Source organism: Microbacterium sp. lyk4-40-TSB-66 (assembly GCF_030209475.1).
Lineage (GTDB): Bacteria > Actinomycetota > Actinomycetes > Actinomycetales > Microbacteriaceae > Microbacterium.
The window spans coordinates 92,567-105,897 of sequence record NZ_JARVRW010000008.1; the positions used below are offsets into that span (position 1 = coordinate 92,567).

A 13,331-nucleotide genomic window follows, 5' to 3' on the forward strand; every position below is an offset into this window, starting at 1 on the left:
CTTCCCGGCCCGGACGGCGGGCATTTGTTCCGTGGTAGAAATAATGCCATGCCGCACACCGTCGTCGCCCCCGAGACCGTCCCCGTCGTGCACCTGCGCGCGGGCGGCACGAGCGTCGTCGTCGACCTCGCCGCGCACCCCGCCCCCGCGATCATCCATTGGGGACCCGACCTCGGCGTGCTCGGGATGGATGCCCTGACGTCGATGGCGGTCGCCGCACGTCCGCAGCGCGTCTCGGGGGGCATCGATGAAACGCCCCGACTCACGATCGTCCCGACCGCCGCGGCGGGATGGCCCGGGGCGCCCGGCTTCGAGGGTGGACGCGGCGGTGTCGTGCAGGGGACGGTGTTCACGCTGGCATCCGTCGATTCCGACGCCGACACCCTCGTGCTGCACCTCGTCGACCGCCAGCGCGCGCTGCGCCTGCGCGCCGACCTGCGGGTCGAGGCGTCGGGGCTGTTCTCGCAGACGCTCACCGTGGTCAACGACGGCGCCGACGACGTCGTGATCGCGGCGCTTCAGCCCACTTTCCCGCTGCCGTGGGAGGCGACCGAGATCCTCGACACGACCGGCCGGCATCTGCGCGAGCGTTCCGCCCAGCGTCACGCGTTCACCTTCGGCACCCACCTGCGCGAGAGTCGCCGCGGTCGCCCCGGTGCCGACGCAACACTGCTGCTGGCGGCGGGTCGCCCCGGCTTCGGGTTCGAGGCGGGGTTGGTGCACGGCATCCACGTCGCCTGGAGCGGCAATCAGCGCGTGTTCGCCGAGCGGGTGCCGCTGGGGGAGGCGCTGCTCGCCGGCGGTGAGCTCGCCGCGTGGGGAGAGATCGTGCTCGCGCCGGGGGAGGAGACGTCATCACCGACGGTCTACGGCTCGTGGGGTGACGGCCTCGACGACCTCGCCGCGCGCTTCCACGACACCTGGCGCGCGCGTCCGCACCACCCCGTGCGGCCCCGCCCGATCACGCTGAACACCTGGGAGGCGGTCTACTTCGACCACCGCCTGCCGAAGCTCACCGCGCTCGCCGACGTCGCCGCCGAGATCGGCGTCGAACGCTTCGTGCTCGACGACGGGTGGTTCCGCCATCGCCGTGACGACACCGCGGGCCTGGGCGACTGGTACGTCGACGAGGACGTGTGGCCGGAGGGCCTGAGCCCCCTCGTCGAGCACGTCACAGGCCTCGATATGGAGTTCGGGCTGTGGTTCGAGCCCGAGATGGTCAATCCCGACAGCGACGTCGCCCGTGCGCACCCCGAGTGGATCCTGCGCGGACGCGAGGAGTTGCCGCCCTCGGCCCGCCAGCAGCAGGTGCTCAACCTCGCGCACCCCGACGCGTACGCGTTCATCCGCGATCGCATGAGCGAGGTGCTCCGGGCCTACCCGATCGCCTACGTGAAGTGGGACCACAACCGCGACCTCGTCGATGCCGCGACCGGGCCGGGCGGCGGCTCGGCCGTCCACGCCCATACGCTCGCGGTGTACCGGCTGATCGACGAGCTCAAGACCGCGTTCCCGCGCCTCGAGATCGAGAGTTGCGCCTCCGGCGGAGCGCGGGTGGACCTCGGCATCCTGGACCGCACCGACCGCATCTGGACGAGCGACTGCCTCGACCCCGTCGAGCGGCTCGAGAACCAGCGCTACACCGCGTTGGTCGTGCCGCCCGAGATGATGGGCATGCACCTGACCACCCCGCACGTGCACTCGACCGGTCGCACGGTCTCGCTCGCCTTCAGCGGTGCCGTGGCCCTGTTCGGGCACTTCGGCATCGAGTGGGACCTCACGACGCTCGACGCGCGCGACCGGGCCCTCGTGGGCGAATGGGTCGCCCTCGCCCGCCGCGTGCGGCCCCTGGTGGCGACGGGGCGTGTCGTGAACGCCGACGTGACCGACCCCGGTCTCGACGTGCGCGGCGTCGTCGGAGCCGATCGCGACCACGCCTTCTTCACCATCGCGCAGACCCAGACGCTCATCTCGTCGCCCGCCGGCCGCGTGCGCTTTCCGGGCCTCGACCCCGACCGGGCGTACCGGGTGCGCCTCGTCACCCCGGGCGGCCTCGTGCAGGAGCCCGCGCAGTCGCCCCTGGCCTGGGCGCACCACGACACGGTGCTGACCGGGCGGCAGCTGGCCGTGACCGGCCTCCGTCCGCCCGTGCAGAATCCGCAGCGGGCCGTGGTGGTGGAGCTGACGACGGCGCGCTGACGCGATCCGGCGGTCAGGCGGAGATCGCGAAGAGGCCGCCGATGCCCAGCACGTAGAGCGCGAGCACGATGAACGAGTCCACCCCCATGCCGAGGATCCGCCGCCGTGGGCGGAAGATGAGCCCCACGACGTAGACGAGCGTGAGCAGGGCTGCCAGGGCCGTCAGGTAGATGTCGGACGCGTTCGCGCTCGGGAGCACCGCCGATCCCGAGATGACGGTCGCCACGAGGAACAGCACCGGGAGGAAGGCGTTCCCGCCGAAGATGTCGCTGATGGCGAGGTTGTCGTCACCCTGCTTGATGGCCTGCAGGCCCGTCGATATCTCGGGCAGCGAGGTGGCCAGGGCGAGCACCGTCGCGCCGAACAGCACCCCCGACAGGCCGATCTGCGATGAGGCGGCGTCGCCCGCCCGTTCCAGCACCACGCCGGCGACGAGCGTGGCCAGCGCCGAGATCGAGAAGACGATCGTCGCCTTCTTCGTGCTCATCGCCTTCGTCGGGTCGCTCTTCTGCGGCTTCGGGGTGGCATCCGGGGCACGTCCGTCCTCATGCCACGGCAGGTGCGACCCGGCGCGCTGCACCAGCACCAGCCCCACGATCCACAGCGCCGCGATGAGCACCACGTCGGGGGTGAGGCGCAGCACCTCGAGTCGGTCGGGCAGTTGGCTCCCGGCGATCACCACCGCCAGCACCGCGACGACGACCAGGCCCTCGAGCACCAGCGTGAGCGAGGCCGCACGATAGGTCAGTGGCTTGACGCCGCGCCCGCGCTTGCCGAATGCGTCGAGGATCACCAGGACGACCGTCTGGAGCGCGATGCCTCCGAGGATGTTGCCGACCGCGACATCGAGATTCCCCGAGATCGCTGCCGAGACGGTGATCGCGATCTCCGGGAGGTTCGTGGCGACGGCGAGCACGATGAGACCGCCGAGTGCGCTGCCCAGGTGCAAGCGGGCGTCGAGGACGTCGGTCGCCTTCGACAGCTGGATGCCGGCGACCCACACCACCGCCGCGGCGGCGACGAAGATCGTGACGAGCAGGGCGAAGGGCAGTGAATCCACCGCCCGATTACACCGCCCGCCGCCGCGGCATCCGAGGCTCTTGCGTGGCGGGTGCCCGAGGTCTAGGGCGCCGATCGATCAGGCGGCGTGGGCGGTTCCGGATGCCGTGCGCGCCGGATGCCGCGGCGGTGCCGGCCCGCGGTCAGGGCGTCGAGGGCGTCGAGTGCGGAGCCGATCAGCGAGACGACCAGCTCGACGACGGCGCTCATCCCGGGCGCGGAGGGCGATCAGTCGACGCTGGGGCGGACGAGACGCAGCAGGCTCACGATGACCGGCGGCACCAGCACGACGATCGCGACGATGATCGCCGTCACACCGATCGGGGTGCTCTGCGGTTCGCCGCCGAAGCGTTCGACGGCCAGCCAGCTCAGGCCCCATGCGAGGGCGATGGCGGGCGTGACGCGCCACGAGCTGCGCCACGCGATCGCGAGTCCGATGAGCGCGACCACGATGAGCACGGCGATGCCGATGGCACCGGCGGCGTCCTCCCAACTGGGCGGGACGACGGTGGTCAGGTACGCCGCGGTGTTGGCCACGGTGGCCAGCGTTACCCATCCGAGGTGGAGGCCCGTGACGCCGTCGATGAGGACGGAGTCGACCACCCCGCCACGCGGCTCGCGGGTGGCGACGGCGACCTTGAAGGTCCAGCCGAGAGCGGCGAGGAGCAGCACGATCACCACGACCGTGAGGAAGAGGGTGCCGAAGCGGGCGGCGACGAGCCAGAGGCCGTTGAACGTCATCGTGAGCGCGATGAGCCATCCGAGCGCGCGCTGGCGCGGGTTCGTCCGCTGGCCGGGAAGCGCCTGCCAGATTCCGTACACGATGAGGCCGAGGTAGATCACCGACCAGATCGAGAAGGCGGGGCCGGCGGGGGCGAGGTAGGAGCCGTCGGTGTCGAGGGCACCGCCCTGCTGATCCTCGACGGCGGAGTTGCCGAAGGCCCCCGCGCCGATGACGGCCGCGATGAGCATGAACGACAGCGCGGACAGGACGACGATCTGGCGCGCGAGGTCGGAGCCCCGCCAGGTGCGTGAAGCGTTCATACCGAGAACACTAGAAAAGCTAGGTAAATGTGCTCGGTGGGCTTGACACGGGCCCGAGGCGCGGATGCGGGAGCGGAACCCGGATCGCGGGTCAGGCGGCGACGGCGCGTGCGGCGAACGAGCGCAGCAGACGAGTCGGCTGCTCGACCGACGCCGTGCGCACGTGCGCCGAAACCTCGTCGAAGGCATCGGCGTCGAAGTACCCGGCGTCGCGATAGACCCGCATGCGGGCGACGAAGGCGTCGGTGGTCGGCTCAGGGTGGAACTGCGTGGCCCACAGACCCGCACCGGCGCGGTAGGCCTGCACCGGGCACGCATCGTTCTCGGCGAGGAGGGTCGCTCCGGGTGGAACGCTGTCGGTGCCCTCTTTGTGTGCGGTGAGCGCCTCGAACCGGGGGCTCAGGATGCCGAACAGGTCGTCGCCGCGCCCCGCCTCGGTCAGCACGATCTCGGCGGGACCGGTGTCTTCGGGGTGCTGCAGCGTCACCGTTCCGCCCAGCAGGCGGGTGACGACGCCGATGCCGAAGCACGTGAAGAGGACGTTGATGCGGCCCTCGATGGCCGTCGCTGCGAGGCGTTCAAGGTCGCGTTCGAGGCGGCGCTGCTCGTCGGTCTTATCGGGGTCGGTGACGTTGAAAGGGCTGCCGCCCACCACGACGGCGGCGAAACGCTCGAGGTCGGCGGGCAGAGGCTCGCGCACGAGGTCGTGGTGCTGGAGGTCGGCGTCGCCGACACCCAACCCGTCGCGGAACGAGGCCCACTCGGCCACGGCCGCAGCACGCTGCGGGCGGGCGCAGACGTAGAGCAGTGAGGCGGTCACCAGGAGATTTTATGCGGCGCGGCCCCCGCGCGGGGTGGGGGTGGAAACGCGGCGAAACGTTCGAGCGGCGGTGAGCGGGCCGCGTGGACGCCCGCGCATAAACGCGATCCGTGCGCGGAAACACGTCAGGAGAGCGTTTATGCGCACGAATCGCGTTTATGCGTGAGCCGGCCCATCGGGTCTCGCGCTTCGCGGGAGCGGCGGGCGGGCCATGCGCGGGAGCGGCGGGCGGGCCGTCCGTGGAGGCCGCGGTCGGAGGGGCGCCTCAGCGCGACGAGCGGGCGGTGCGTCCGCGCACGATGCCGACGAACGCCTCGACGTCGGGCGTGGTGCGATCGCGTAGCCAGACGAGGGCGACGGGGGACTCCGGCCCGTCGGACAGCACGCGGTACTCGACGTCGCGGCGGCGGTGGGCCCGCGCCAGAGACATCGGCACGATGACCACGCCCACTCCGGCCGCCACCGTGGCGATGGCCTCCGCGGTGTCGACCGGTGCCGCGAACGTGGGGGACACGGCATCCGGGACCTGGATACCCAGCACGTCGTCGGCGGGGACGATCACGACCTCTCCGGCGAGGTCGGCGAGCTCGATCTCGTCGCCGGCGGTGAGGTCGGCGTCGGCCGACATGACCACCACGGGCTGCTCGTCGTAGAGCGGGATGACGTGGAGGTCGTCGGGTGCGTCGATGGGCAGCCGCACGAGGGCGGCGTCGACGTGGTCGAGCACCGTGCGCTGGTCGGCGACCGCGATCTCGCGCAGCACGAGCGTCACGTGCGGCATCCGCTCGCGCCAGAGGCCGATCCACTTACCGGGGGTCGCACCCGGGACCGCGCCCAGCACGAAGTCGCGGGGTTCCTCGCGAGGGGGCGGCTCCGGCCTGTCGCGCTTCGGCGTCTTCGCACGGGCGCGGGCGGGGGAGGGGGGCTTTCCACCCCCGGTGCGACGGGGTCCCCCGGTGCGCCCCCGAGACCCGCCGCCGTTCGCCATGGTTCCAGGCTAGCCGCGGGGGTAGCGTTGACGCATGATCGGCACTCTCGCCGCGCTCGTCTTCGCGGGGCTCGCGGCCCTGCTGCACGTCTACATCTTCGTGCTCGAGAGCGTGCGGTGGACGAAGCCCGCGACCTGGCGGGTATTCGGCATCGCCGACCAGCAGACGGCCGACGCCACCAAGCCCATGGCCTACAACCAGGGGTTCTACAACCTGTTCCTCGCGATCGGCGCCGCGATCGGCATCGTGCTGTGGATCGTGCATGGCACGAGCGATGTCGCCGGGCGCACGCTGCTCATCTTCTCGCTGGGCTCCATGGTGGCCGCCGCCCTCGTGCTGGTCACCTCCGGGCGCAAGTACCTGCGGCCCGCGAGCATCCAGGGAACGCTTCCGCTGATCGGCCTCGTGCTGACGATCCTCGCCTGAGGCGCCTACGAGGAGTTCGGGGACGAAGAAACCCGCACGCTCCGAAGAGTCGTGCGGGTCGCGATTTCGTGTTCCGCTGGCGTCAGGCTGCCAGGCGCAGCCCCCGCTGGTCGGTGGCGACCGCTTCGCCGTCGTTGATGATCTCGTCGTCGCCGATCAGCGAACCGACCGCGATGCGGGCGTTGTGGCCGACCTGCGTCCGGACGCCGATGTGGGCGCCCGCGCCGATGACCGCGCCGGCGCAGATGTGCGCGTGCGGTTCGATGTGCGCCTCCGGTCCGATCACGGCGTCGGATTCGATCCAGGCGCCACGGCCGACACGAACACCCGCGGCGATCTGCACGCCGGGTTCGACGTAGGCGCCGTTCTCGACAAGCGCCGACGGGTGGACCTTCGCGCCGTGCGCGACGAGTCCGCGACCGTTGACGTGCTTGCGATAACGCAGCGTCTCGCCGTGGTCGTTCTCGATGTCGATGTAGTTCTTTCCCACGATCCCCTCCGGTCGGTCATCGGGTCTGCCGACATGTATGACAACTGGTCGGAAGTACCCTTCATTCCCTCGAATGGTTCTTCGTCGCCCCTACCGGTATCGGTTTTCTCGATGTCGAGAGACCTGCCGCCGTGGTGTCCTCCCCCTTGTTCTCGCATGTCGGGCATGTCGCCGCGGGCGGGTTGACACGCGGGGCGGAAGCAGTCGAGCGCGTCGACGCGCGCGCGTCGGGCCCGCAGGGTGGCGGTGGCGGGGAGCGGGAGAACGGATGCCGGCAGGCCGACCCGGCGCATTGCTCCTCCGGGGGACCCGCCGCGTTTCGGTGCGGGGAGATGCGACCAGGCGGGGCCCTACGGCCGGTCGACCGTGCGCCGAGCGCGGGGAGGGGCGACTACGTGTGCCGTCTTCGATCGGGCGACCGTGGGCCGGGCGTGGGGAGGGGCGACTGCGTGTGCCGTCTTCGGCCGGGCGACCGTGGGCCGGGCGTGGGGAGGGGGACTGCTAGTGCCCTCTTCGGCCGGCGACCGTGCGCCGGCGTCGGGACGCTCAACCGGGCTGGCAGGTGGGGCACCAATAGACGTTGCGCTCGCTCGTCGCCGACGCCCCCAGGCTCGTCGCTCGGATCGGCGTGCCGCAACGTCGGCACGGTGCGCCGTCGCGGCCGTAGACCCAGAAGCGCCGCCCGGGGCGGGTGTCGCCGGTGAAGGTGCGTTCGGGCCGCGGGAGATTGGCGCGGATCATGCGCTCGCCCAGGGCGATCGTCGCCTGCACGTCGATCTCGGTCGCCGGTGTCGTCGGCGCGATCCCGCGCACGAACAGCAGCTCGTTCGCGTAGACGTTGCCGAAGCCCGCGACGTTGCGCTGATCGAGCAGCGCCACGTGGGCGGCGCGGTCGTCGGCGGCCACGCGGCGGACGGCTTCGGCCTCATCCCAGTCGTCGGCGAGCAGATCGGGGCCGAGATGGCCGATCACCGTGTGCTCGTCGACGGTGCGCAGCACCTCCACCATCGCGAGGTCGAAGCCGACGGCGTCGGCCCCGGCGACGCCCACGATCGCGCGGGCCTTGAAGGCCTGGCGCCGCCAGCGCTCGCCCGGACGGTACACGTCCCACCGACCCTCCATCTTCAGGTGGGAGTGGAGGGTGTATCCGCCGATGCGGTGCAGCAGGTGCTTGCCGCGCGCGGCCACCTCGTGCACCGTCTCACCGCGCAGGTCGGCGGTCGCGCTGCCCGGTACGCGGATGTCGAAGCGGGTGACGACCTTGCCCGCCAGCGCCGCGGTGAGCTTCGCCGCGGCCCGGTAGACGGTGTCGCCCTCAGGCACGGTCGACCGCCGCGTGTGCGACCGGCGCGACGGCGCGCACCGGATGCGGCCGTGGGCCGCGCGGGATCGGCGCGAGGGCGCGCACCGGGTGCGGCCGAACACCGTGTGGGATCGGCGTGAGGGCGCGCACCGGGTGCGACCGTGGGCCGCGCGCGATGGGCGTCGCCGACGGCTGCGGCATCCGTCGTCGGGCATGCCGTACGCGCGTGCGGGCGGCGGAATTCGGTGGAGTCGACATCTCAGGCACGGGCCGCCTCCCGCAGGGTGTCGCCGGCGGTGAGCTTGCGCAGCGTCAGGCCCTTGGGCGACTCGACGAATCCGGCTTCCCGGAGCGCGCGGCCGACCGCGGTGCCGTAGACGAACTCTCCGTTCACCTGCTCGACCGTGAGGGTCTCGAGTCGCCGCTTCTTCGCCGTCTCGGCGAGGTGGCGCGCGGCGGCGAGCAGGGGGGCTTCGGCGTCGGTGAAGGCGAGGGCACTGCGGCCCCCGCGCTCCAGGTACAGCGTCAGCTCGCCGTCGACCAGCACGACCAGCCCGCCGGCCTTCCGGCCCGGACGGTGGGTGACGCCCTCGATCGCTGGCCAGCCGAGGGCGGCGCCGTACGGGTTCGCGGGGTCGGTGGCGGCGAGGGTCACCGTTCGCAGCGGCGGCGGGTCGGCCACGGCGGCGAATTCGCGGAGGCGGTCGACCGTCGCCGAGGCGGCGAACTGCGCCGCACCGAGCTTCTCGATCACGTAGCCGCGACGGCAGTGCCCCGCCTCTTCGAACCCGGCGAGGATGCGGTACACCTGTGCGAAGCCGCCCGGCACGCCCTCGGACTGCACGGCGCCGCGGGTGACGACGCCGTACCGGTCGAGCAGCAGGCTCGCCGTGGCGGTCGCGCGGGCCGCGGCATCCGGTTCGCGCTCGGGGAGGAGCGACCATCGGCCGCCCAGGGTGGGCGGGCGGGGAGCGGACGTCGCGCGCGGCATCGTCGCGCCCCGATACATGCGGGCGCGGGGGGCGCGGCGGGCCACGCGGTGCGATTGTCCGCCGCCGCTGAGTAGCGTGCGCACGGGCGCGAACGTGTCGTTCGTGACCCGCCCGGCCCAGGTCAGCGCCCACAGGGCGTCGTTGACCGACTGCTCGTTGTCGGCACCCGCCAGTTGCTTCAGCTGCGAGGCGAAGTACGCACCCCCACCGGCCAGGGCGGTGAGCAGGCGCGCCTCCAGCGAGTCGGGCGCGGGGTCGTCGGCGTCGGACGGGTCTTGCAGCGTGAAGGGTGCGGCTTCGGCCGGGTGCAGAGCGATCCACCCGTCACGGCCGGGCAGGGTGCCGTGCCCCGACCAGACGACCTCGCCCGTCGCGGTCAGCTCGTCGAGGAGGGCGGGGGAGTAGTCGGCAACCCGCGACGGCAGGATGAGCGATTCCCAGGCGCTCGCCGGGATGGGCACGCCCGCGAGCTGCTCGACCACCGCGAGCACCCCGTCGACGCCTTCAAGCGGACGACCGAGGTGCTGCCAGACCGGGAGGAATCGGGCGTAGGCCGCCGGGGGTACGGGCTCGACGCTGCCGCGGATCGCGGCGAGCGAGCGCATGCGCAGGCGCCGGAGCACCTCGACGTCGCACCACTCGGTGTCGTCGCCGCGGGCGCCCCCCGACGCCGCGGGAAGGAAGAAGCCGCTCGCGAGCCGCCCCTGCGACTCGAGGCGCTGGAGCGTGAGACGGGCGACGGCGATGCCGACGCCGAGACGCTCGGCCACCGCGTCGGTCGTGAAGGGGGCATGGGTGCGGGCGTATCGCGCGACAAGATCGCCGAGGGGATCGGCGAGGGGTTCGAGGAAGGCGTTCGGGATGCCGACCGGCAGCGCCGCACCGAGGGCGTCGCGAAGACGCCCGGCGTCTTCGATGCCTGCGACCCGCGGGACGCCGCCGAAGGTGACGCGGATGGCGCGTCGGTCGTCGACGAGGGTCGCCAGGTGCTGCTCCGCCTCGCTGAGGGCGTCGGACTCGGCATCGAGGCGCGCGGCGACCTCGGTCGCGTCGAGAGGGCCGAGGATGCGCAGCAGATCGGCCACACCCTCCACGCCTCGGGCACGACGGTCGGGGTCGAGGCGCTGGGCCTCGCGTTCGAACTGGGCGATGACCTCGGGATCGAGCAGCTCCCGCATCTCGACCTTGCCGAGCAGTTCGCTCAGCAGGGCGGGATCGACCGAGAGGGCTGCGGCCCGGCGCTCGGCGAGGGGGGAGTCGCCCTCGTACATGAAGGCGCCGACGTAGCCGAAGAGAAGGTCGCGGGCGTACGGCGAGGGCTGCGACGTCGTGATCTCGACGAGGCGGATGCGCCGCTCGCCGATCTGGCGCGTCACGCGTAGAAGGGCGGGCAGGTCGTAGACGTCTTGCAGGACCTCGCGGAGCGTCTCGAGGATGATCGGGAACGCGGGGTGGCGCTTGGCCACCTCGAGCAGCTGAGCCGACCGCTGGCGCTGCTGCCAGAGGGGGGAGCGACGGTTGGGATTCAGTCGCGGCAGGAGCAGCGCCCGCGCGGCGCACTCGCGGAACCGTGAGGCGAACAGCGCCGAGCCCCCGACCTCGTCGGTGACGATCTGCTCGAGTTCCTCGGGTTCGAAGACAAAGAGGTCGGCCCCGGGCGGCTCGGCCGCGGCATCCGGAACCCGGGCGATGATGCCGTCGTCGCTCGCGACGGCGGCGCCCTCGACACCGAGGCGCTCGCGGATGCGCGCGTTCACCGCCAGCGCCCACGGCGCGTGGACCTGCATGCCGTACGGCGAGTGCAGGATGATGCGCCAGTCGCCGACCTCGTCGCGGCTGCGTTCGACCGTGAGGCTGCGGTCGGTCGGGAGGCTCCCGGTGGCTTCGCGCTGTTCGGCGAGGTACGACAGCAGGTTCGTGATGGCGTAGTCGTCGAGGCCCGACTCGCGCAGGCGCTCCTCGGCCTTCGCCCGCTCGGCACCGGCGATGTCGCGCGAGAACTTGCCCAGGGCTTCGCCCAGCTCGGCGGGTCGGCCGATCCCGTCACCGTGCCAGAACGGCAGCTTGCCGGGCTGGCCGAAGGCGGGCAGCACGTTGACGCGGTCGTGGGTGATCTCGACGATGCGCCAGCTGGTCGTGCCGAGCGTGAAGACGTCGTTGACGCGCGACTCGTAGACCATCTCTTCATCGAGCTCGCCGACGCGCGCGTTCTGCGATTCTCCCGCCACGAACACCCCGAAGAGGCCACGGTCGGGGATCGTGCCGCCGCTGGTGACGGCGACGCGTTGTGCGCCCGGGCGCCCGGTGAGCGTCCCCGCGTCGCGGTCCCACACCAAGCGGGGTCGCAGCTCGGCGAACTCGTCGGAGGGGTACCGCCCGGCGAGCAGGTCGAGGGTCGCCTCGTAGGCCGAACGGGGAAGGGAGCGGAAGGGCGCGCTGCGTTTGACCGTCTCGAACCACTCCTCGACGTCGATGGAGCCCAGGGCGGATGCCGCCACCGTCTGCTGCGCGAGGATGTCGAGCGGGTTCTGCGGCACCGAGATGGCCTCGATACGCCCCGCGAGCATGCGCTCGGTGACGACGGCCGTGTGCAGCACGTCACTGCGGTGCTTGGGGAAGAGCGCGGCCCGGCTGACCTCTCCGACCTGGTGGCCGGCGCGTCCGACGCGCTGGAGACCGGATGCCGCGCTCGGCGGCGCCTCGACCTGGATGACGAGGTCGACGGAGCCCATGTCGATGCCGAGTTCGAGGCTGCTCGTCGCCACGACGCAGCGAAGGACCCCCGACTTGAGCTCGTCTTCGACCTGGGCCCGCTGCTCCTTCGACACCGAGCCGTGGTGGGCCTTGGCGAGGATCGCGGGGACGCCCGCCGACGACCCCGCCTGCGCCATCTGGGCCGCGGGCACCGTCGGATCGGGGACGTCGATGCCCTGACGCTCCGCGTAGATCTCGTTGAGGCGGCCGGTCAGCCGCTCGGCGAGACGGCGGGAGTTCGAGAAGACGATCGTGGAACGGCGCTGCAGGATGCGGTCGACGATCGCCTCTTCGACGTGCGGCCAGACCGAACCGGCCATCTCGGTGCTCTCGGGGCGCTCCGAGAACCACTCGCCGTCGCCCGCCTCGTCGGGGGCGGGGGAGCCCGGCGGCGGAGGCGGGTTGAGCATGTCTTCGATCGGCACGACCACGGACAGGTCGAAGGCCTTCGTGGCTTTGGGGGCGACGATGTCGACGGGCTGCGCGCCGCCGAGGAAGCGCGCCACCTCGTCGATGGGGCGAACGGTGGCCGAGAGGCCGATGCGCTGCGCAGGCTTGTCGAGCAGTGCGTCGAGCCGCTCGAGACTGACGGCCAGGTGGGCGCCGCGCTTGGTCGCGGCGACCGCGTGCACCTCGTCGATGATGACGGTGTGCACGCCGCGGAGGGTCTCGGCTGCTTGGCTGGTCAGCATGAGGTAGAGCGACTCGGGCGTCGTGATGAGGATGTCGGGCGGGGCGGTGACGAGTTTGCGCCGGTCGCTCGAACTCGTGTCGCCGGAGCGCACGCCCACCGTCACCCCCGGCACCTCGATACCGAGACGCCGAGCCGACTGGCCGATGCCGACCAGGGGGGAGCGGAGGTTGCGTTCGACGTCGACACCGAGCGCCTTCAACGGCGAGATGTAGAGCACGCGCGTGTTGGTGGGAGCCGCCTTCGGTGCTTTCGGCGCCGAGCGCGCCGCACGCCGGACGGGCTCCGCGCCGACGACCTCGGGCGACTTCTCGCGGAAGATGCGGTCGATCGCGAAGAGGAACGCCGAGAGCGTCTTGCCCGAGCCTGTGGGCGCGACCACGAGGGCGTTGCGCCCCGACGACACGGACTCCCACGCGCCCTTCTGCGCATTCGTGGGAGCGGCGAAGGCGCCACGGAACCAGTCCTGCGTCGCAGGACCGAATCTCTCCAACACGTCGGCCATGCCGACATCCTCTCTCGGACCTCCGACATCGGGTCGGGGTTGACGTTCGCCGGCCGCGG

General features: G+C 72.0%; 10 protein-coding genes. 2 read left to right on the forward strand and 8 right to left on the reverse strand.

Annotated elements, in window-relative coordinates:
- The first annotated feature begins 48 nt into the window (after positions 1–48).
- Positions 49–2,199 carry an alpha-galactosidase gene (locus QRO03_RS12200; protein ID WP_285137766.1) on the forward strand — a complete coding sequence of 717 codons (2,151 nt, stop codon included), beginning with the start codon at positions 49–51 and terminating at the stop codon, positions 2,197–2,199.
- A gap of 13 nt (positions 2,200–2,212) precedes the next feature.
- Here QRO03_RS12200 and QRO03_RS12205 read toward each other — a convergent pair whose 3' ends face one another.
- The 5 genes from QRO03_RS12205 to QRO03_RS12225 all read right to left on the reverse strand — a co-directional run bounded on the left by QRO03_RS12205 (position 2,213) and on the right by QRO03_RS12225 (position 5,963).
- The gene (locus tag QRO03_RS12205) at positions 2,213–3,259 is read right to left on the reverse strand and encodes a sodium:calcium antiporter (protein ID WP_285137767.1); all 1,047 of its coding nucleotides are present in this window, start codon (positions 3,257–3,259) and stop codon (positions 2,213–2,215) included.
- Between the two features lie 62 nt (positions 3,260–3,321).
- The gene (locus QRO03_RS12210) at positions 3,322–3,468 is read right to left on the reverse strand and encodes a hypothetical protein (protein ID WP_285137768.1); all 147 of its coding nucleotides are present in this window, start codon (positions 3,466–3,468) and stop codon (positions 3,322–3,324) included.
- 18 nt (positions 3,469–3,486) lie between these two features.
- Positions 3,487–4,302 carry a TspO-related membrane protein gene (locus QRO03_RS12215; protein WP_285137769.1) on the reverse strand — a complete coding sequence of 272 codons (816 nt, stop codon included), beginning with the start codon at positions 4,300–4,302 and terminating at the stop codon, positions 3,487–3,489.
- 91 nt (positions 4,303–4,393) lie between these two features.
- On the reverse strand, positions 4,394–5,122 hold the full coding sequence (locus QRO03_RS12220) for a glutamine amidotransferase-related protein (protein ID WP_285137770.1): 729 nt from the start codon (positions 5,120–5,122) through the stop codon (positions 4,394–4,396).
- Positions 5,123–5,387: 265 nt separating this feature from the next.
- Entirely contained in the window at positions 5,388–5,963 is a 576-nt protein-coding gene (locus tag QRO03_RS12225; protein ID WP_285137771.1) for a LysR substrate-binding domain-containing protein, read from the reverse strand.
- Between the two features lie 181 nt (positions 5,964–6,144).
- Between QRO03_RS12225 and QRO03_RS12230 the strand changes: the two genes are divergently transcribed.
- The gene (locus tag QRO03_RS12230) at positions 6,145–6,537 is read left to right on the forward strand and encodes a DUF1304 domain-containing protein (RefSeq protein ID WP_285137772.1); all 393 of its coding nucleotides are present in this window, start codon (positions 6,145–6,147) and stop codon (positions 6,535–6,537) included.
- Positions 6,538–6,619: 82 nt separating this feature from the next.
- Here the strand turns inward: QRO03_RS12230 and QRO03_RS12235 are convergent, their stop codons facing one another.
- The 3 genes from QRO03_RS12235 to QRO03_RS12245 all read right to left on the reverse strand — a co-directional run bounded on the left by QRO03_RS12235 (position 6,620) and on the right by QRO03_RS12245 (position 13,272).
- Positions 6,620–7,027 (reverse strand): transferase, encoded by a 408-nt coding sequence (locus tag QRO03_RS12235; RefSeq protein ID WP_055959412.1) that lies wholly within the window; start codon positions 7,025–7,027, stop codon positions 6,620–6,622.
- Between the two features lie 546 nt (positions 7,028–7,573).
- Positions 7,574–8,350: a DNA-formamidopyrimidine glycosylase family protein gene (locus QRO03_RS12240; RefSeq protein WP_285137773.1), complete on the reverse strand. Its 777-nt coding sequence runs from the start codon at positions 8,348–8,350 to the stop codon at positions 7,574–7,576.
- A gap of 239 nt (positions 8,351–8,589) precedes the next feature.
- On the reverse strand, positions 8,590–13,272 hold the full coding sequence (locus QRO03_RS12245) for an ATP-dependent helicase (protein ID WP_285137774.1): 4,683 nt from the start codon (positions 13,270–13,272) through the stop codon (positions 8,590–8,592).
- Positions 13,273–13,331 lie beyond the last annotated feature (59 nt).

Coding starts and splice junctions, on each gene's coding strand:
- QRO03_RS12200 (WP_285137766.1), top strand. CDS start 49: ATGCCGCACACCGTCGTCGCCCCCGAGACCGTCCCCGTCGTGCACCTG.
- QRO03_RS12210 (WP_285137768.1), bottom strand. CDS start 3,468: ATGAGCGCCGTCGTCGAGCTGGTCGTCTCGCTGATCGGCTCCGCACTC.
- QRO03_RS12215 (WP_285137769.1), bottom strand. CDS start 4,302: ATGAACGCTTCACGCACCTGGCGGGGCTCCGACCTCGCGCGCCAGATC.
- QRO03_RS12230 (WP_285137772.1), top strand. CDS start 6,145: ATGATCGGCACTCTCGCCGCGCTCGTCTTCGCGGGGCTCGCGGCCCTG.
- QRO03_RS12245 (WP_285137774.1), bottom strand. CDS start 13,272: ATGGCCGACGTGTTGGAGAGATTCGGTCCTGCGACGCAGGACTGGTTC.